This is a genomic window from Ureibacillus chungkukjangi, assembly GCF_044795995.1.
GTDB lineage: Bacteria > Bacillota > Bacilli > Bacillales_A > Planococcaceae > Ureibacillus > Ureibacillus chungkukjangi.
The window spans coordinates 3,234,512-3,253,398 of sequence record NZ_CP085009.1 but is presented as its reverse complement, the minus strand read 5'-3'; the positions used below and the strand labels follow the sequence as shown (position 1 = coordinate 3,253,398).

Annotated in this window: 11 protein-coding genes, 18 tRNA genes, 3 rRNA genes and 1 pseudogene; 23 read left to right on the top strand and 10 right to left on the bottom strand. The window is 41.5% G+C overall.

The window, feature by feature from the left end:
• Window positions 1-110 precede the first annotated feature (110 nt).
• The 23 genes and pseudogenes from LG296_RS16185 to LG296_RS16075 form a co-directional block, all read left to right on the top strand.
• Window positions 111-1,664, top strand: a 16S ribosomal RNA gene (locus LG296_RS16185).
• 111 nt (window positions 1,665-1,775) lie between these two features.
• Window positions 1,776-1,852 (top strand) — tRNA-Ile (locus LG296_RS16180).
• A 14-nt stretch (window positions 1,853-1,866) separates the two neighbouring features.
• Window positions 1,867-1,942: transfer RNA gene (locus LG296_RS16175), tRNA-Ala, on the top strand.
• 281 nt (window positions 1,943-2,223) lie between these two features.
• Window positions 2,224-5,146, top strand: a 23S ribosomal RNA gene (locus tag LG296_RS16170).
• A 129-nt stretch (window positions 5,147-5,275) separates the two neighbouring features.
• Window positions 5,276-5,391 (top strand): 5S ribosomal RNA (rrf, locus tag LG296_RS16165).
• Together the 16S, 23S and 5S rRNA genes with 18 tRNA genes alongside form the textbook arrangement of a ribosomal RNA operon.
• Before the next feature lie 15 nt (window positions 5,392-5,406).
• Window positions 5,407-5,481 (top strand) — tRNA-Asn (locus LG296_RS16160).
• An 8-nt stretch (window positions 5,482-5,489) separates the two neighbouring features.
• Window positions 5,490-5,581: transfer RNA gene (locus LG296_RS16155), tRNA-Ser, on the top strand.
• 15 nt (window positions 5,582-5,596) lie between these two features.
• Window positions 5,597-5,671: transfer RNA gene (locus tag LG296_RS16150), tRNA-Glu, on the top strand.
• 22 nt (window positions 5,672-5,693) lie between these two features.
• A tRNA-Val gene (locus LG296_RS16145) sits at window positions 5,694-5,769 on the top strand.
• A 38-nt stretch (window positions 5,770-5,807) separates the two neighbouring features.
• Window positions 5,808-5,882, top strand: a tRNA-Met gene (locus tag LG296_RS16140).
• A 3-nt stretch (window positions 5,883-5,885) separates the two neighbouring features.
• Window positions 5,886-5,961 (top strand) — tRNA-Asp (locus LG296_RS16135).
• Between the two features lie 23 nt (window positions 5,962-5,984).
• A tRNA-Phe gene (locus tag LG296_RS16130) sits at window positions 5,985-6,060 on the top strand.
• 11 nt (window positions 6,061-6,071) lie between these two features.
• A tRNA-Thr gene (locus LG296_RS16125) sits at window positions 6,072-6,147 on the top strand.
• 7 nt (window positions 6,148-6,154) lie between these two features.
• Window positions 6,155-6,238 (top strand) — tRNA-Tyr (locus tag LG296_RS16120).
• Window positions 6,239-6,248: 10 nt separating this feature from the next.
• Window positions 6,249-6,322, top strand: a tRNA-Trp gene (locus tag LG296_RS16115).
• A gap of 26 nt (window positions 6,323-6,348) precedes the next feature.
• Window positions 6,349-6,424: transfer RNA gene (locus LG296_RS16110), tRNA-His, on the top strand.
• A gap of 46 nt (window positions 6,425-6,470) precedes the next feature.
• Window positions 6,471-6,546 (top strand) — tRNA-His (locus LG296_RS16105).
• 41 nt (window positions 6,547-6,587) lie between these two features.
• Window positions 6,588-6,662, top strand: a tRNA-Gln gene (locus tag LG296_RS16100).
• A gap of 4 nt (window positions 6,663-6,666) precedes the next feature.
• Window positions 6,667-6,741, top strand: a tRNA-Gly gene (locus LG296_RS16095).
• A gap of 10 nt (window positions 6,742-6,751) precedes the next feature.
• Window positions 6,752-6,825: transfer RNA gene (locus tag LG296_RS16090), tRNA-Cys, on the top strand.
• 45 nt (window positions 6,826-6,870) lie between these two features.
• Window positions 6,871-6,951: transfer RNA gene (locus LG296_RS16085), tRNA-Leu, on the top strand.
• 199 nt (window positions 6,952-7,150) lie between these two features.
• The gene (locus LG296_RS16080; RefSeq protein WP_107937543.1) at window positions 7,151-7,432 is read left to right on the top strand and encodes a hypothetical protein; all 282 of its coding nucleotides are present in this window, start codon (window positions 7,151-7,153) and stop codon (window positions 7,430-7,432) included.
• Window positions 7,433-7,567, top strand: a pseudogene (locus LG296_RS16075) (PH domain-containing protein); the annotation flags it as partial.
• Window positions 7,568-7,718: 151 nt separating this feature from the next.
• On the opposite strand, the gene LG296_RS16070 reads toward LG296_RS16075, so the two are convergent.
• The 10 genes from LG296_RS16070 to LG296_RS16025 all read right to left on the bottom strand — a co-directional run bounded on the left by LG296_RS16070 (window position 7,719) and on the right by LG296_RS16025 (window position 18,814).
• A complete protein-coding gene (locus LG296_RS16070; RefSeq protein ID WP_107937545.1) occupies window positions 7,719-8,621 on the bottom strand; it encodes a sensor histidine kinase KdpD in 903 nt (300 codons plus the stop codon).
• A 17-nt stretch (window positions 8,622-8,638) separates the two neighbouring features.
• Window positions 8,639-9,310: a response regulator transcription factor gene (locus tag LG296_RS16065; RefSeq protein WP_107937547.1), complete on the bottom strand. Its 672-nt coding sequence runs from the start codon at window positions 9,308-9,310 to the stop codon at window positions 8,639-8,641.
• 10 nt (window positions 9,311-9,320) lie between these two features.
• Complete coding sequence (locus tag LG296_RS16060) at window positions 9,321-10,100, bottom strand: ABC transporter permease (protein WP_107937549.1); 780 nt, start codon at window positions 10,098-10,100, stop codon at window positions 9,321-9,323.
• Window positions 10,093-11,019, bottom strand: coding sequence for an ABC transporter ATP-binding protein (locus LG296_RS16055; RefSeq protein ID WP_107937551.1), 927 nt, complete (start codon window positions 11,017-11,019; stop codon window positions 10,093-10,095). Before LG296_RS16055 ends, LG296_RS16060 begins: the two co-directional genes overlap by 8 nt.
• 469 nt (window positions 11,020-11,488) lie before the next feature.
• Complete coding sequence (locus LG296_RS16050) at window positions 11,489-13,081, bottom strand: ABC transporter permease (RefSeq protein ID WP_107937579.1); 1,593 nt, start codon at window positions 13,079-13,081, stop codon at window positions 11,489-11,491.
• A gap of 8 nt (window positions 13,082-13,089) precedes the next feature.
• On the bottom strand, window positions 13,090-14,004 hold the full coding sequence (locus tag LG296_RS16045) for an ABC transporter ATP-binding protein (RefSeq protein ID WP_107937553.1): 915 nt from the start codon (window positions 14,002-14,004) through the stop codon (window positions 13,090-13,092).
• The gene (locus LG296_RS16040; RefSeq protein ID WP_107937555.1) at window positions 14,001-14,642 is read right to left on the bottom strand and encodes a TetR/AcrR family transcriptional regulator; all 642 of its coding nucleotides are present in this window, start codon (window positions 14,640-14,642) and stop codon (window positions 14,001-14,003) included. Before LG296_RS16040 ends, LG296_RS16045 begins: the two co-directional genes overlap by 4 nt.
• Before the next feature lie 160 nt (window positions 14,643-14,802).
• Window positions 14,803-16,002 carry a GerAB/ArcD/ProY family transporter gene (locus LG296_RS16035; RefSeq protein WP_251400936.1) on the bottom strand — a complete coding sequence of 400 codons (1,200 nt, stop codon included), beginning with the start codon at window positions 16,000-16,002 and terminating at the stop codon, window positions 14,803-14,805.
• The gene (locus LG296_RS16030) at window positions 15,999-17,216 is read right to left on the bottom strand and encodes a Ger(x)C family spore germination protein (protein WP_107937559.1); all 1,218 of its coding nucleotides are present in this window, start codon (window positions 17,214-17,216) and stop codon (window positions 15,999-16,001) included. Before LG296_RS16030 ends, LG296_RS16035 begins: the two co-directional genes overlap by 4 nt.
• Entirely contained in the window at window positions 17,213-18,814 is a 1,602-nt protein-coding gene (locus LG296_RS16025; protein WP_107937561.1) for a spore germination protein, read from the bottom strand. Before LG296_RS16025 ends, LG296_RS16030 begins: the two co-directional genes overlap by 4 nt.
• Window positions 18,815-18,887: the final 73 nt, after the last annotated feature.

Genomic DNA, 18,887 nt, shown 5'->3' with positions numbered 1-18,887 from the left:
GAACAACAAAACGTTAATGAACATAGTTTCTTCTATTGAATTAGAGAGACAAAATTTTGGACATCAAAATTGATGCCAGCACAAAATTTGAGCTTTATCAAATTTTCTCTTTTATGGAGAGTTTGATCCTGGCTCAGGACGAACGCTGGCGGCGTGCCTAATACATGCAAGTCGAGCGGACTTTAGAAAAGCTTGCTTTTCTAAAGTTAGCGGCGGACGGGTGAGTAACACGTGGGCAACCTGCCCTATAGTTGGGGATAACTCCGGGAAACCGGGGCTAATACCGAATAATACATTCCTTCTCCTGTTGGAATGTTGAAAGATGGTTTACGCTATCGCTATAGGATGGGCCCGCGGCGCATTAGCTAGTTGGTGAGGTAACGGCTCACCAAGGCGACGATGCGTAGCCGACCTGAGAGGGTGATCGGCCACACTGGGACTGAGACACGGCCCAGACTCCTACGGGAGGCAGCAGTAGGGAATCTTCCACAATGGGCGAAAGCCTGATGGAGCAACGCCGCGTGAGTGAAGAAGGTTTTCGGATCGTAAAACTCTGTTGTAAGGGAAGAACAAGTACAGTAGTAACTGGCTGTACCTTGACGGTACCTTATTAGAAAGCCACGGCTAACTACGTGCCAGCAGCCGCGGTAATACGTAGGTGGCAAGCGTTGTCCGGAATTATTGGGCGTAAAGCGCGCGCAGGTGGTCCTTTAAGTCTGATGTGAAAGCCCACGGCTCAACCGTGGAGGGTCATTGGAAACTGGGGGACTTGAGTGCAGAAGAGGAAAGTGGAATTCCAAGTGTAGCGGTGAAATGCGTAGAGATTTGGAGGAACACCAGTGGCGAAGGCGACTTTCTGGTCTGTAACTGACACTGAGGCGCGAAAGCGTGGGGAGCAAACAGGATTAGATACCCTGGTAGTCCACGCCGTAAACGATGAGTGCTAAGTGTTAGGGGGTTTCCGCCCCTTAGTGCTGCAGCTAACGCATTAAGCACTCCGCCTGGGGAGTACGGTCGCAAGACTGAAACTCAAAGGAATTGACGGGGGCCCGCACAAGCGGTGGAGCATGTGGTTTAATTCGAAGCAACGCGAAGAACCTTACCAGGTCTTGACATCCCATTGACCGCTATGGAGACATAGCTTTCCCTTCGGGGACAGTGGTGACAGGTGGTGCATGGTTGTCGTCAGCTCGTGTCGTGAGATGTTGGGTTAAGTCCCGCAACGAGCGCAACCCTTGTTCTTAGTTGCCATCATTTAGTTGGGCACTCTAAGGAGACTGCCGGTGACAAACCGGAGGAAGGTGGGGATGACGTCAAATCATCATGCCCCTTATGACCTGGGCTACACACGTGCTACAATGGACGGTACAAACGGTTGCCAACCCGCGAGGGGGAGCTAATCCGATAAAACCGTTCTCAGTTCGGATTGTAGGCTGCAACTCGCCTACATGAAGCCGGAATCGCTAGTAATCGCGGATCAGCATGCCGCGGTGAATACGTTCCCGGGCCTTGTACACACCGCCCGTCACACCACGAGAGTTTGTAACACCCGAAGCCGGTGGGGTAACCCTTTTGGGAGCCAGCCGTCGAAGGTGGGACAGATGATTGGGGTGAAGTCGTAACAAGGTAGCCGTATCGGAAGGTGCGGCTGGATCACCTCCTTTCTAAGGATTATTAACGGAATGGTTGACCTTCTGAGGTCAAACCAACATTAACGTTTTGTGTTCAGTTTTGAAGATTTATTATGACAACTATATCTAATATAACTTCAAAAGGGGCCTATAGCTCAGCTGGTTAGAGCGCACGCCTGATAAGCGTGAGGTCGATGGTTCGAGTCCATTTAGGCCCACCATATAATTCTCTTTTGGGGCCTTAGCTCAGCTGGGAGAGCGCCTGCCTTGCACGCAGGAGGTCAGCGGTTCGATCCCGCTAGGCTCCACCAAAGATTTAATTAAAAATTCAATTGTGCTCCTGCCGCGAAGAATAAGCAAAGAGGTAACTCAAAGCTATCGTCGCAAATCTGCATGGAGTAATCTCACTGATGTTTAATCACGATGTGATTGAAGTCAGCTGATTTGTTCTTTGAAAACTGGATAAAACGACATTGAAAGCAACAAAATTCAAGTAATTGATTGTGTAGTTCTTAAGTCTTTTCTTTTTAAGAAAAGCAGTAACTTTTAATCGAGGGTTTCAAGACATATATGTGGATTGGAAGCCGAACTAGGTTAAGTTATTAAGGGCGCACGGTGGATGCCTTGGCACTAGGAGCCGAAGAAGGACGGCACTAACACCGATATGCTTCGGGGAGCTGTAAGTGAGCTTTGATCCGGAGATTTCCGAATGGGGGAACCCACTGTTCGTAATGGAACAGTATCTTGACGTGAATACATAGCGTCTTGAAGGCAGACCCAGGGAACTGAAACATCTAAGTACCTGGAGGAAGAGAAAGAAATTATTCGATTCCCTGAGTAGCGGCGAGCGAAACGGGAAGAGCCCAAACCAAGAGGCTTGCCTCTTGGGGTTGTAGGACACTCAACATAAGAGTTACAAAGGAATGAGTTAGACGAAGCGACCTGGAAAGGTCCGCCGTAGCGGGTAAAAGCCCCGTAGTCGAAAGTTCATTCTCTCTTGAGTGTATCCTGAGTACGGCGGAACACGTGAAATTCCGTCGGAATCCGGGAGGACCATCTCCCAAGGCTAAATACTACCTAGTGACCGATAGTGAACCAGTACCGTGAGGGAAAGGTGAAAAGCACCCCGGAAGGGGAGTGAAATAGATCCTGAAACCGTGTGCCTACAAGTAGTTAGAGCCCGTTAATGGGTGATAGCGTGCCTTTTGTAGAATGAACCGGCGAGTTACGATTACGTGCAAGGTTAAGCTGAGAAGGCGGAGCCGTAGCGAAAGCGAGTCTGAATAGGGCGAATGAGTACGTGGTCGTAGACCCGAAACCAGGTGATCTACCCATGTCCAGGGTGAAGGTGAGGTAACACTCACTGGAGGCCCGAACCCACGCACGTTGAAAAGTGCGGGGATGAGGTGTGGGTAGCGGAGAAATTCCAATCGAACCTGGAGATAGCTGGTTCTCTCCGAAATAGCTTTAGGGCTAGCCTCGTGATTGAGAATACTGGAGGTAGAGCACTGTTTGGACTAGGGGGGCATCTCGCTTTACCGAATTCAGACAAACTCCGAATGCCAGATATTTATACACGGGAGTCAGACTGCGAGTGATAAGATCCGTAGTCAAAAGGGAAACAGCCCAGACCACCAGCTAAGGTCCCAAAGTAATCGTTAAGTGGAAAAGGATGTGGCGTTGCTTAGACAACCAGGATGTTGGCTTAGAAGCAGCCATCATTTAAAGAGTGCGTAATAGCTCACTGGTCGAGTGACGCTGCGCCGAAAATGTATCGGGGCTAAACGATTCACCGAAGCTGTGGATGGAACATCTTAGATGTTCCGTGGTAGGAGAGCGTTCTAAGTGCGTTGAAGTCAGACCGGAAGGACTGGTGGAGCGCTTAGAAGTGAGAATGCCGGTATGAGTAGCGAAAGATGGGTGAGAATCCCATCCACCGTATGACTAAGGTTTCCTGAGGAAGGCTCGTCCGCTCAGGGTTAGTCGGGACCTAAGTCGAGGCCGATAGGCGTAGACGATGGACAACAGGTTGATATTCCTGTACCACCTCCCCGCCGTTTGAGTAATGGGGGGACGCAGTAGGATAAGATAAGCGTACCGTTGGTTGAGTACGCCCAAGCAGTAAGGCGTGGAAGTAGGCAAATCCGCTTCCTGTAACGTTGAGCTGTGATGGGGAGCTCTTATGAGCGAAGTATCTGATTTCACGCTGCCAAGAAAAGCCTCTAGCGAGGCGGGAGGTGCCCGTACCGCAAACCGACACAGGTAGTCGAGGAGAGAATCCTAAGGTGTGCGAGAGAACTCTCGTTAAGGAACTCGGCAAAATGACCCCGTAACTTCGGGAGAAGGGGTGCTCTCAGCAATGAGAGCCGCAGTGAATAGGCCCAGGCGACTGTTTAGCAAAAACACAGGTCTCTGCAAAACCGTAAGGTGACGTATAGGGGCTGACGCCTGCCCGGTGCTGGAAGGTTAAGAGGAGGGGTTAGCGCAAGCGAAGCTCTGAATTGAAGCCCCAGTAAACGGCGGCCGTAACTATAACGGTCCTAAGGTAGCGAAATTCCTTGTCGGGTAAGTTCCGACCCGCACGAAAGGCGTAACGATCTGGGCACTGTCTCAACGAGAGACTCGGTGAAATTATAGTACCTGTGAAGATGCAGGTTACCCGCGACAGGACGGAAAGACCCCGTGGAGCTTTACTGTAGCCTGATATTGAATTTTGGTACAACTTGTACAGGATAGGTAGGAGCCAGAGAACTCGGAGCGCCAGCTTCGAGGGAGGCGTCGGTGGGATACTACCCTGGTTGTATTGAAATTCTAACCCATGCCCCTTAGCGGGGCAGGAGACAGTGTCAGGTGGACAGTTTGACTGGGGCGGTCGCCTCCTAAAAGGTAACGGAGGCGCCCAAAGGTTCCCTCAGAATGGTTGGAAATCATTCGTAGAGTGTAAAGGCACAAGGGAGCTTGACTGCGAGACCTACAAGTCGAGCAGGGTCGAAAGACGGGCTTAGTGATCCGGTGGTTCCGCATGGAAGGGCCATCGCTCAACGGATAAAAGCTACCCCGGGGATAACAGGCTTATCTCCCCCAAGAGTCCACATCGACGGGGAGGTTTGGCACCTCGATGTCGGCTCATCGCATCCTGGGGCTGTAGTCGGTCCCAAGGGTTGGGCTGTTCGCCCATTAAAGCGGTACGCGAGCTGGGTTCAGAACGTCGTGAGACAGTTCGGTCCCTATCCGTCGTGGGCGTAGGAAATTTGAGAGGAGCTGTCCTTAGTACGAGAGGACCGGGATGGACACACCGCTGGTGTACCAGTTGTCTTGCCAAAGGCATCGCTGGGTAGCTATGTGTGGACGGGATAAGTGCTGAAAGCATCTAAGCATGAAGCCCCCCTCAAGATGAGATTTCCCATTACGCAAGTAAGTAAGATCCCTCAAAGACGATGAGGTAGATAGGTTCGAGGTGGAAGTGTGGTGACACATGGAGCTGACGAATACTAATCGATCGAGGACTTAACCAAATCTTGAATGCATTTAATGTCTAGTTTATCCAGTTTTGAAAGAATAAGGAAATCGAAGGAAAAATACTAAAAATAGTATTGACTTTACTTTCGAAATGAGTTATAATAAATCTTGTCTTTCGTTTTAAGTCTAGTGATGATGGCAAAGAGGTCACACCCGTTCCCATACCGAACACGGAAGTTAAGCTCTTTAGCGCCGATGGTAGTTGGGGGCTTCCCCCTGTGAGAGTAGGACGTCGCTAGGCTTAAATAAAAAATATTCCGAAGTAGCTCAGTGGTAGAGCAACCGGCTGTTAACCGGTTGGTCGTAGGTTCGAGTCCTACCTTCGGAGCCATGCTTCTTGGAGAGTTGTCCGAGCGGCCGAAGGAGCACGATTGGAAATCGTGTAGGCGGTTAACACTGTCTCAAGGGTTCAAATCCCTTACTCTCCGCCAGACAATTATTTTATTGGCCCGTTGGTCAAGTGGTTAAGACACCGCCCTTTCACGGCGGTAACACGGGTTCGAATCCCGTACGGGTCACCATTTGAATTTTAAATATCCAGTTGGAGGATTAGCTCAGCTGGGAGAGCACCTGCCTTACAAGCAGGGGGTCGGCGGTTCGAGCCCGTCATCCTCCACCATATTAAATTATGGTACATTAGAAAAAGAATTTTATTATCGCGGGGTGGAGCAGTGGTAGCTCGTCGGGCTCATAACCCGAAGGTCGCAGGTTCAAATCCTGTCCCCGCAACCAAATGGTCCCGTGGTGTAGCGGTTAACATGCCTGCCTGTCACGCAGGAGATCGCCGGTTCGATCCCGGTCGGGACCGCCATTTTTATGAAAAGTAATTTATATGGGTCAGTAGCTCAGTTGGTAGAGCATTAGATTGAAGCTCTAAGTGTCGGCGGTTCGATTCCGTCCTGACCCACCATATAGATAAATGCCGGTGTAGCTCAGTTGGTAGAGCAACTGACTTGTAATCAGTAGGTCGAGGGTTCGACTCCTTTCGCCGGCACCATTTATCTGGAGGGGTAGCGAAGTGGCTAAACGCGGCGGACTGTAAATCCGCTCCTTAGGGTTCGGCGGTTCGAATCCGTCCCCCTCCACCATTCCTTTTATAGGGGCATAGTTTAAAGGTAGAACTACGGTCTCCAAAACCGTCAGTGTGGGTTCGATTCCTACTGCCCCTGCCAATTTTTAAATGAATATAGTGATTATGGCGGTTGTGGCGAAGTGGTTAACGCACCTGATTGTGGTTCAGGCATTCGTGGGTTCGATTCCCATCAGTCGCCCCATTTTTTAGAATAAATTCAATATAAAAACATATAATATATTATTATGGCGGTTGTGGCGAAGTGGTTAACGCACCTGATTGTGGTTCAGGCATTCGTGGGTTCGATTCCCATCAGTCGCCCCATTTTAATTTTAAACCAAAAATTACATTCTTCTTAATATTTTTGGGGTATAGCCAAGCGGTAAGGCAACGGATTTTGATTCCGTCATGCCCAGGTTCGAATCCTGGTACCCCAGCCATTTTGCGGAAGTAGTTCAGCGGTAGAACACCACCTTGCCAAGGTGGGGGTCGCGGGTTCGAACCCCGTCTTCCGCTCCAAAAATATAATGGCGGCATAGCCAAGTGGTAAGGCACAGGTCTGCAACACCTTTATCACCGGTTCAAATCCGGTTGCCGCCTCCAAAAAATTCTTGATCGGGATAACCGATTTTTTTTATATTTTAATATGCCGAAGTGGTGGAATGGCAGACACGCCGCACTCAAAATGCGGTGCCGCGAGGCGTGTGGGTTCGAGTCCCACCTTCGGTATCCTAAATAGTCTTTTATAAAGGATTGTGAGCTCAGTTTAAACTGGGCACGCAATCCTTTTTTATAACGGATAAGCAAGCTTTCTTATCCGTAACTGTACAATTAAGCTAATCACTAATGTGCTGCAATACATCAAGGGAATATCTTCTTTTTAATAATTAAGAGGGGATGGCTACTCCTTGAAAGGGAGGACATGCAAATGTGGAATAAGAAATATATAACTAAACTAGACTTAACTGAATATCTAGGAATAAATGAAGAACAGTTAAATATAATAATTTCGAAAATGCAACAAAGGGTATCGGTATTTGCTCCTTCAGAAAGCAGCAGTAATAAACTTAAAAAACATGAGGCAGCTACGATAGAATTTGTACATATACGGATGAAAGAATACACGCAGGACATAGCGTGTGATTTGGCGGTTGAAGTGTTTTATCATCGGAGAATAACGAGAGTAAAAAACTATGAATATATATTTTAGGCAGGAACATTTGATTTAGATGCTGAATTAAAAATTTGGATATCCGGCAGTGAGTTACCGATTGAGAAGACGTTCAATAAAACGGGTAATGTATATGATGTTCAACGTGTATTGGCAGAGAATATTTCGAAGTAATAAGCATTACAATCAATTATGATGGAAGATGTAATTTTTATTATTACTTCAAAAATCCGTTATATTAGGTAGAATACGATAGTTAAAATAAAACAGTGGAGAATGGACCCCACTGTTTTTATTTATTGAAATTAAATAAAATGTTTAACCATTAACCTCCACTAAGCGGAAGCTGAATTTTCAGCATGAACCAATTATCCTGTAGTTCTGCTGCCATTTCTCCGTGCATTTTTTCTACAAGCATTTTAGATAAATATAGGCCTAGACCACTAGCTTCGGTATTAGTACGGCTAGTGACTTCTGTGTAGAAGCGGGTGAAGACTTTTTCGATGGCAATGTTGCTATCTTTTTTGATATCGTTTCTGACAGTTAAAACGAGATAATTTTTTTCAATTTCATAGTGGATAAAGGCTTTACTTTGCCCATAACGCAGTATATTTTGAATGATATTTTGGATAACGCGCGTAAGCATTAATTTGTCTGCGATAATTTTTTGATCATTGGGTTGTTCGGGAAAGTGGAGTTCGATTTTCTTTTCTTCAAATTGCTCGTAAAAGGATAAAAAGATCTCTTCTACTAAATTTGATAATGGGATGGAAACTAATGCTACTTCTTTTTGGTTTGTATCAATACGTGCTAGGTCATAAAAGTGTTCGGTCATCTCAATTAATCGGTTCACAGACTGTTCGATAACTGTTAGATAGTGAGCACGCTTCGCATCATCAGTGGCCGAATTTAAAAGCTGCACATAGCCGTTGATGGAGGTGAGTGGCGTCCGTAAGTCGTGAGATAGACCAGCAATAGAGAGCTTCACATTTTCTTCCATCTTTTTTGCCTGAATATTTTTAGCTTCAAAGGCATCAACCATCATATTTAATTCATCGACTAATTCTAATAAAGTCCTCTCACGGAAATCGAGGGAAAGTCTACTGCCAAAGCTAGCACTAGTAGGAAGAGATTTGACTGCCTCTTTTAATTTTCGAAGTTGTCGCATTAAGAAGTAAATATAAAAAAGGAGTGCCAATGCTAGGAAGACAAAGAACCATCCCCACATAACAATCACTCCTTTCCTTAATCAAATTTGAAGCCTATGCCCCATACAGTTTTAATGTAATTTGTATCAGCTATATTTAGTTTGTTTCGTAAATTACTGATATGCATATTGATGGTTTTATCACTATCAAAAAAGGGCTCATTCCATACACTTTCATATATATTGGCACGGCTGAATACTTTTTGAGGATTTTCTAAAAATAATAGAAGTATTGCATATTCACGACCAGTAAGATGAATCGTTTCCTCATTGATTTTAACTTCCCGTGTGTCTAAATTGATATATATATTCTGATACTGCATTTCCTCCATGCTGTTGACGGATGTCTTAGTAGCATGACGTAATTGGATAGAGATTCTAGCGAGTAGTTCCTTCACATCAAATGGTTTTGTAATATAATCATCTGCGCCATTCATCAAGAGCTCTAGTTTAGATTCTTGATCATTTTTTGCTGAAATCACGATTACAGGAACGGCTGAATTTAGGCGTATTTCTTGAAGAAATTCCTCTCCATTCATCCCAGGGAGCATTAAATCTAAAAGAATTAAATCTATTTCACTCTGCTTAAATAGTAGTTTGCCTTCAGTACCTGAATAGGCACTTAGAGTCTGAAATTCATTCAACTCCAACGATTCTTTTAATAGTGAATGAATGGCCATATCGTCTTCAATGATTAATATCGTTGTCAATGTTATCTACCTACTTTAAATCTGTTCGATTAAACAGAAGGATTCCTATAGTTGATGATAACACGATTGTGATTAAACTCACTAATATCATCTCTGGATATTTTGCGATATCTGTTGTTTTTGCGAAATCAGAATAGAACAGGAATGATTCCGTAAACCAGTATGTAACTTGTTTAAAATGCTCGGTTTCCAGAAAAATACCAGCTCCAAAGCCAGTCCCAATTGTATAGAGAAAACTCCAAACAAGTGAAATGCTACTGTTTTTAGTTAAAAAGCTAATCATTACATAGATCGATACATTTGCCAAAATTAATAGATAAAGGGTGATGAAGGTTTTTATGACATACAAAGAGTAATTATCGATTTCAGCAAATTCGCCAAATCCCAGAACGCTCGTAAAGCTTATTACACCAATTGCGGTCATAGCCAACACACCAATTAGTGTAAGTAGTGAAGCAATTACTAATTTTGATAGATAATAATGAGTGCGGCTACGACCCAATGATAATGCATTTCGAATCGTCCCATTTTGAAATTCTTCACCAATAAAAAATCCAATAAATGTACACATCACGAGTAGCACAGTTAATCCATTCTTCTCCATCATCAGAATACCTGTGGCACCATTAATAACTGTATCCTTTGCTTGGATTAGCTCAGTTCCATAATTCACAACCATTTTACTGTTCACTGCTTGGATAATAGGTAGCAGGGATAATATTGCAAGTACAAGTATCAGTTTTTTACTTCGAGCTAATTTAATTCTCTCAGCTGTTAAAAGATTAAGCATGGCTGTTTCCTCCTGTTAATTGTAAGAAATAATCTTCAAGTTTTTGTCGAGTTGTCCCAATTCGTGAAACGTTCACATCAGCTAACACTAAAGAACGGTTGAGTGTAGCGACATCATCTAAGCGTTCATAGATGTTAATGTTAGTTCCATTAATGACTTCATAATCACGAATTCCTAATTCATCTAGTACAACAATTGCTTTTTGTACCTCAGCAGTTTCTAGTTCAATGTATTGACGAGTTTCATTTGCCAGCTGCTCTTTTGATAGCTCTTTAATGAGTTTTCCATCATGTAAAATCCCATAATGTGTTGCGATTTGTGAAAGCTCATCAAGTAAATGACTTGAGAGTAAGACAGTGATTCCTCGTTCTGTTACCAAACGATGAATGATTTCACGCATCTCAACAATTCCTGAAGGGTCAAGCCCGTTTGTTGGCTCATCTAAAATTAAGAACTCAGGATGGGAAATTAGGGTAGAGGCAATCGCTAAGCGTTGGCGCATTCCTAGAGAGAAGTTTTTTGCTTTCTTTTTCCCAGTATGCTCGAGGCTCATTAAACGAAGTAAATCATCTATCTCTCGTTCGCTCATACCGCCGTTTGCTGCTTGTACTCTAAGATTGTCGCGAGCAGTTAGTTCAGGATAAAGTGCAGGAGTTTCAATGGATTGTCCCATTTTTCTTCTTGCTTGCTGCAGACCCTTCGCACCAATTTCTCCAAATAGCTCGATATTACCCTCATCGGTTGTGATCAACCCCATAATAGTACGCATAAAGGTAGATTTACCGGCACCGTTTTCCCCGATAAGTCCGTATATCATCCCTCTTTTAATTTCTATTGTTACTTTATCAAGTGCTTTATGCTTGCCATAGATTTTTGTAATATTAGTTGCTTTTAGAATTGTTTCTGACAATATAATCATCCTTTCGATGTTGTTGTATTTAGAATAAGCCGTAGATATAAATAAATTGACTAGGAAAGTATAAAGAAAGTGTAAAGAAATAAAAACGATTCGAATATTGAAGTTAAGTGCGAGGTTCATGTTAATTAAAGATAAATGATTTCATGAAATAAAATATCCTATCAATACATACTTTCCAGCATATTTCCCTCATTTCGGGTTAATCTAAGATTGGCTTTAACTGTGATACTTGTTGTCGATTGTCCGTCTTGGATTTTGACAACTGAGTATTAGAGTAGCCAAAAATAATGCTTATACGGAGGGGAAATTTATGGTTAAGAATTCACGTCCTGATAGTAAGAGAAAGATTAAGGAACAGCCTAAAATTCCAGATGAGCAAAGACGAAACAAAGGGTCATCTACTGCTCGTCATAAAAACTAACCTTCATAAAAGTAATGAGACAGGGTAGGAGTACCCTGTCTCAAAATTTTATCCCTTTAAATCCCTTCGTTTATAGCCGATAAAACCAATCACGGTAATAACTGTGGCAATTGCAGTTAATATAATTATTGGTGTCCAACTCATTTCTTCAATCGGAAGTTTTGGGATATGGCCAAATGGTGAAAGGTTTCCGTACACTTCAGATAATTGGAATAGGCCACCCATATATAAAACGATGAACGTATAAAGTACATATAGCCAGATGAAACCAGTAAATTTCGGTTGAAAGCCTATTAACAGAATAGCAATACTGATTATCACGAGAAGTGCTGGATAATAAACAAGACCCATTCCATAAACGGTGCTAAAGGCTAGTGGTTCATCCAGAACAGATACACTTGCTGCCCACATTCCGATAGCTGCAAATGAGAGCATTACAAAACCATTTAAAACAGAAATGACTAAAAAGCTTCCCATAAGCTTTATTCGAGAAACAGCCCTAACGAGTAAATGTTCAATTCGCCCCTTTTTCTCCTCGCCATATAATTTGTTCATGGACATGACGGCTGGGATAGCTGATATGATTGCTGAAATCATCATAATCATGGACATAAATTGTTCTGTAATAGTGTAACCTTGTGCAGATGCAAGCATTTGCTGCATTAAATCGTTACCTTCAAAAAATGAATCTAAATCACCTAATACTGAGCCGTACGAGACACCTATTAAAAACATTCCCACTGCCCAAGAAATGATACCAGTACGCTGTAATCGAAGTCCTAATCCAAATGGACTTTGCAGTAACCCAGAAGCATGTTTTCTACCAGGTTTTGCTGGCAATAATCCTGACTCTAAATCTCGCCTAGTATTTAAATAATTTGCAATGATAAAAAGAATGAGGGATGCACCTACCATTAAAACGATAGGCCACCAATTATTTGAACCATAAACTTCTGCTTTAGATATCCATCCAAGTGGGGAAATCCAGCTCAATGTTTCATTACTCACGTCTCCAATGCCACGTACTATATAAGCAATCAAAAGAATTGCAATGGAAAATCCAATCGTCCCCCGGGAGCTTTCGCAGGCTTGAGCGAAAAAGGCAGTTACTCCTGCAAAAAATAATCCAGTTGCCCCTAATACGGCTCCAAATAATAAAGAGCCCTCTAAATTCATACTTTCAATGTTTAGTGCAAATAGTCCAAATCCTATTAGAAGTGCTAAAGCAATATAAACACCTGTGTAGACAAATAAAGTTGCATTTAAATTCGAAAGTCGACCAACAGGTAAGGAACGAATCAATTCTACACGACCGTTTTCTTCATCTTCCCGTGTATGGCGGGTTACTAGTAAAATACTCATTAACCCCACAACAACGGCAGTCATGAGTAACATTTGGTGAGCGGTCATGACTCCAAGCGTATAGTTACTTAAATCGTGAGTTCCAACCATTGCAATCATAGCTGGATTTTCCATTGTTTGTGCCATAACATCCCGTTGTTCTTGTGTATTATAAAGACTTGTAAACGCAATTGGCACAACAAATGTGAAGAAACCGATACCAATCAACCATAGTGGAATACGATATCGATCTCGTCTTAGGATTAGTAGTGAAAGTAGTCCTGTCCCTTTGAAAATCATATCAATCACTAGGATCTCCCTCCTTGGATTTGATCTGATTGTCCTTTCTTTTCATAATGACGCATAAACAAATCCTCCAATGTCAGTGGGGTACTTTCCAATTTTATAATCCCAAATGGACTAACGTGTTTGATTACTGTATCAAGTTGCTCAGTGTCTACCTGGAAGGAAAGTATTCCGTTCTTCTCCTTAACATCGTGAATTCCTTTTAGCTCATACAATTGGGTAATCGGTTCTTTGGTTTCTAATATAAGATTCATACGAGTTAAATGTCGTAGCTCACTTAAAGAACCTGTTTCAATCATCTCGCCTTGGCGTATAATCCCAACACGGTCACAGAGTTGCTCCACTTCTGATAAAATATGGCTGGATAAAAGAATGCTTTTTCCTGCTTCTTTTGCTTCTAGTACACATTGTTGAAAAATCTGTTCCATTAATGGATCTAAACCAGATGTCGGCTCATCTAAAATATAGAGGTCAGCATCAGAGGAAAAGGCTGAAACAAGAGCTACCTTTTGTCGATTTCCTTTTGAATAAGTTCTGCATTTTTTATATGGATCTAAATCAAAGCGTTGAATAAGTTCTTCACGTCTGCTTTGATGATTTCCGCCTCGAAGTTTTACAAATAGGTCAATTACTTCGCCACCGGTTAAATTTGGCCATAAGTTCACATCCCCTGGAACATAGGCGATTCGTTTATGGAGTTCAACGGCATCTGACCAAGCATCCTTTCCAAAAATCTTCACTTCACCTTTAGTTGCTTTTAAAATACCAAGTAAAATCCGAATAGTCGTAGATTTACCGGCACCATTTGGGCCAATAAAACCAAAGACCTCACCTTCGTTTACCTCGAGATTAACCCCATTTAGCGCGGTGAACTTACCAAACATTTTTGTTAAATCCTTTATTTGCAGAACGCTCATTCTTGCTCCTCCTCTTTTTTATAATAGAGTGTTTTAAGGATATCTAGTAATTCATAAAACTCTTCCCAATAGGTGTCATAATTGATCATCGTTAGGTTTTGATTTTTTAAATGGGCAATTAGTTCATTCTGATAGCCATCAATTGACCATTTAATCAGCTTAAAAGCTTTTTCCGTATCGATATCCTTCCGGAATAAGTTTGTATCAATACCTTCATACAAAAGAGAGATACGACTATTCATCATCTCTTGGTAGCGTTTTTTGAAGTGTACTGGTATTTCCAAAGTACCCGTAAGAAAGAGATTCCCTAAAAAATTTAAAACGTTTGGATGATTTAGGTGAAACTCGGTTTTTGATTGGGCGATTTGTTTTAATCGTTCAATAAAATCAGGTTCTTTCTTATCAACTTGCTCTAATAATTTAGTATTTGCAAGGTTTAAACTGTAATTAATCAGATAGTAAAAGAGCTCCTCCTTATTTTGAAAGTAGTAAAAGAGCATGCCTTTGCCAATTTTTGCGGTTTTTACAATTCGATTAGTAGAGGCTTTTTCAAATCCATTTTCTGCAAACTCCTGTAGCGCAGCATTAATAATTCGATTCTGTTTTTCGTAATCGAGATTTTGAAAAGTTTGGTTCATAAAAAATCGCCTCCTTAAAATAGTATATTTTTGTATTTTTACAATTAGACCACATTGGTCGAATTTAGCGTTATATAAGGTAATCCTTATTTTAGAAGGAAGATAGACAAATTTGAGCAAAAAAAAGAGCTGCGAATAGCAGCTCGTTATTACAAATTAATTATTCTGTTTGTGCATTTCCACTATTACTACTATTGCCAGAGCCACTACTGCTACTAGTTTTTTTATTGTTATTTGAGCCAGTTCCATGTTCAACATTTTCTTTGTTTTTAGTTTCTAGCTTCTTTTTCATAAATGATCCTAAAATCAATAACAGCAATGTAATAAAAATAGCGATTGATAAGGATACATATACCCAAGCAGTTTCTAAAAGTTCCATTGCTCTATGGTGGTCATAAACAATCCAGAACCCAAAACCACTTAAAATAAGGGCGACAGGCAGAATCATTCGTCGGTAATCTTTTAGACCGAATATTTTAGATGCAACGGTCGATGCACAGAGGAAGCACATCATGATTTGAGTAAGTATCGATATTGCGAAAAAGGCAATCATGATCATTTCGTAACGATGAATAAACTGACCAATCTTAGCACTTCTAGCCATTTGCATACAAGAGACAATATATTGACCTGTAACTTCTGAGCTTAAGACCCCAACCTCTAAAATAGGCCACATGACAATGAAAGCACCACCAAATAGGAAGCCAGCAGTACTAGAACGTGTCCATTCCTGTGGATTACGAACATAAGGTAAAATAACAGCAACTGTCATTGCCACCATTGCCCAATCAGCGACATGATGTCTACTTGCCCAAATGGTGCTAGTTATACCGTCTTGGAAGGTAGGGAGTAATTCATAGACATCAAATTTAGATAGTGATCCTAACATAAGAAGAATATTTAAAGCTAAAACTGAAAACACACCGATTAGTGCCATTCTTCCAATTACTTCTATACCAAAGTAAGCGCCATAGCAACCTACTATAAAGGCAATGATAATAAAAATATAAGCAGGGGCTTCTGGTAAAAAATAATCCATTAAATGATATACATAAGTAATCATAATGACTCCATACGAGCAAAGGAAAAAGAAAAATAAGAGTAGGCTAATGAATTTACTAAACCATCCACCTAGTAAGACCTTACTTTGATCCATAATATCCCCAGATGGAAATCGCTTAATAATTACAACAATTGACCAAATAAGGAGAACACTTAGTAATGTCGCGATTATTGTAGAAATCCAAATATCATTTCCAATTTCTCGAGCCATTGTACCCTGTGTTAACCCAATCGCTTTTGCGTAAACAGCATTAATAATAATTGCCATAAACATTCCATTTGTAATTTGAACCTTCATCGATGAACCTCTTCTTCATTTCTAGGCTTAGTTGGTAGATATAAAAGAGCAGCACTAGTAAGTTTAACCTCAACCTTTGAGTTCAAAGTAGCTTGTGTAAACTCATCCTCCCAATTCGCAACTATTTTTTTCCATTCACCAGGATAACGATTTTTAAAGGTTTCCCCTAGCTCTAAAAAATCAGATTTATATTCTTTTTGAGCTAATTCTACAATTTTTTCAATTTTCCCTTTAAGGTTCTCCTCAATCTGTTTCTCAATCTGTTTAACTTGTTTTTCATCAGAGATAGAAAAAGGGCAACCTGCTTCTACTAGTTGCACGACTGCTTTTAGCTTTGTATCAAAGCCGACCTGATTGTTGTTGTAGGTAGGTGTAACTTGAAAATTTGCAGTTTTCAATTCAACAGACATGGATTGTTCTGGGTTATCTGGACAAGGAGTTACTACGGCTGCTGACTTTGCATTTTCGAGAAAAAATAACAGTCCTATTGTATCTTCAGGTTTAACTGTTCCCACGAGCTTATCATTTTTGAAAACACCAGCTCCGGCCAATTCAATTTGCTTTATGGTTGGCTCTGAAGTAGGTTCTTTGTTTGATATTCCATGTGTATTAAGTGATAGCCTCGCCAGTACAGGCTGCGAGCTCTCATTTAAGTAAGTTTTTTGTAAATCGATTATTTCTGATTGTGGCGCAGCTGCAGTTAAGCTGTTGAATAAAAACAAATCATTGATAGCCTGGCCTGGGATTACCTCTATACCAGTCATGGTAGAAACGACTTCACTTGCAGGATCTGGTGTAACTGCAACTAAGGTTTGCATTCTTAGCTGATGGTTTCTAGTGAAAAAATCTATAATATCTGAAATACCCTCTTTCGCTAAATCTTCATTTATCACTACTGCAAAATTATGTGCCCAGTAAATTCTTCTTGAAGAGTGTCTGCCAAGATGGCGCATTGCTTCAAAAATGGAATCGCCCGATGCAGTTATTGACCAAATCGGTTCACCAGTTTGTCCAGAGGGAGCGCCGGTAGAACCCCTGGCATCTGCTGGACGTACGATTTGTGCGGTTACTTTTATAGAACCTTCCTCTTCACCTTTATCTAGCCCAACTGCCATAACGATTCCTAAATCATTTATTTCTGTTTTTCCTAAACAACCAGATAATAAGGTAACGAGAACAGAAAGAATAAGAATAAATTTAACTTTTTTTCTCATTTTCCAGAGCTCCCCTTATCTTCATTTTTACTCTTGGAAGTCTGAGTTGATTTAGGGCTTTGTTCAGGTGGCTTTGGCATTAAGTTATCACTCTCACGTTTTTCAGTACCTTCAGCTAATTTAGGCTGCTTGTCCATTTTCCACCAAGGAGCTCTAAAGACAATATCCTTTTGGTCGGTTGGTTGAAAAGGCGTAGCTGGAGCAAGGTAGGGCTCTCCAAAGGAACGAATTGAAAGGGCGTGCACCGCTAAAATTGTAAATACAGCTGAAAAACCCAATAATCCTAATGTGCCAGAAGCGATTAATAAAGGAAATCGGATTAGTCGAATAGAGAAGGAGGCTGAGTAGTTTGGAATTGCAAATGACGCAATCCCAGTTAGGGCTACGAGAATCACCATAAATGGTGAAACGATCCCTGCTTGAACAGCTGCTTGTCCGATTACTAAAGAACCTACGATACTTACTGCCTGTCCAACAGGCTTTGGCATTCGTAGTCCCGCTTCTCGCATCAACTCAAAGGCAATTTCCATTACTAATGCCTCCAGTAAAACGGGAAATGGAATTACTTCTCTCCCAGAAGCAATTGAAAGTGCTAATTCTGTTGGTATCATCTCTTGGTGAAAGCTTACAAGCATTACATAAATAGATGGCAAAGTAAGACTAATCATAAAGGCAATATAACGAATAGCACGGAAGAAAGAGCCTGCCAAAAATCCAGAATAATAATCATCGCTTGCTTGGAAAAATTCCCAGAAATAAGAAGGGGCTAATAAAACAAAGGGTGTATTATCAACAAAAATGGCAACTCTACCTTCTAAAATGCCTGACGCAACCTTATCCGGACGTTCTGTACTTTGCATTGTTGTAAAAGGTGACATCGGACTATCTTTTATAAGTTCTTCGATATAGCCACTTTCAAGCACTGCGTCGATTTTGATTTTCTGTAGACGCTCTTTGACTTCTTCAACAAGTCCTTCCTTTACAGTGCCTTCTAAGTAAACGATATTAATATCGGTTTTACTCTTTTTACCAATCTGCATGCCTTCAACACAAAGGAGTGGATCCCGAATTCTTCTACGAACAAGTGCCGTATTAGTTCGAATGTTTTCTGTAAATCCATCACGTGGACCTCGAACTACCTGCTCAGTTTGCGGTTCATCGACACTTCTAGCATCCCATCCTCTAGTAGGGAGAAGAAATCCTCGATTATAACCCTCTATTAGCAATACGGTATCCCCAACTAATATCCCATTAATTGCCTTTTCGTAATTATAAATAATTTCGACAGAGGAATTCATCAGTACGTTCTTTTTAATTTCTTCAATCGTTAATTCACTTGAATTTGGATTTTCCTGATTAGAGTCAGAGTTCTTATGTCCCTCGTAGATCGTTAATGCTTTAACCGTAGATTCGACTGCTTGTGTATTAACAAGTCCATCTGCATAAAAAACTACAGCTGGAATATTTTTATCTTCATGAAAGGAAAAGTCCCGTTTAATTACATCTATATCTTTCTTGAAAATTTTCTCTATTACTTTTTTATTTTCATCTACATTCGTAGTTAATGGCTTGTTAAGCTCTTCTTGTAAGGATGACATCATAAAGCCCCCTTTGCTGTCCAAAAATTCTGCATAATTCTTGTATTTCCATTAAATAACTTGATTATTCAAA

Bases quoted from the DNA above. Each gene is read 5' to 3' on its own strand.
- LG296_RS16080 (WP_107937543.1), top strand. From the start codon at position 7,151: ATGTGGAATAAGAAATATATAACTAAACTAGACTTAACTGAATATCTA.
- LG296_RS16070 (WP_107937545.1), bottom strand. From the start codon at position 8,621: ATGTGGGGATGGTTCTTTGTCTTCCTAGCATTGGCACTCCTTTTTTAT.
- LG296_RS16060 (WP_107937549.1), bottom strand. From the start codon at position 10,100: ATGCTTAATCTTTTAACAGCTGAGAGAATTAAATTAGCTCGAAGTAAA.
- LG296_RS16055 (WP_107937551.1), bottom strand. From the start codon at position 11,019: ATGATTATATTGTCAGAAACAATTCTAAAAGCAACTAATATTACAAAA.
- LG296_RS16050 (WP_107937579.1), bottom strand. From the start codon at position 13,081: ATGATTTTCAAAGGGACAGGACTACTTTCACTACTAATCCTAAGACGA.
- LG296_RS16045 (WP_107937553.1), bottom strand. From the start codon at position 14,004: ATGAGCGTTCTGCAAATAAAGGATTTAACAAAAATGTTTGGTAAGTTC.
- LG296_RS16040 (WP_107937555.1), bottom strand. From the start codon at position 14,642: ATGAACCAAACTTTTCAAAATCTCGATTACGAAAAACAGAATCGAATT.
- LG296_RS16035 (WP_251400936.1), bottom strand. From the start codon at position 16,002: ATGAAGGTTCAAATTACAAATGGAATGTTTATGGCAATTATTATTAAT.
- LG296_RS16030 (WP_107937559.1), bottom strand. From the start codon at position 17,216: ATGAGAAAAAAAGTTAAATTTATTCTTATTCTTTCTGTTCTCGTTACC.
- LG296_RS16025 (WP_107937561.1), bottom strand. From the start codon at position 18,814: ATGTCATCCTTACAAGAAGAGCTTAACAAGCCATTAACTACGAATGTA.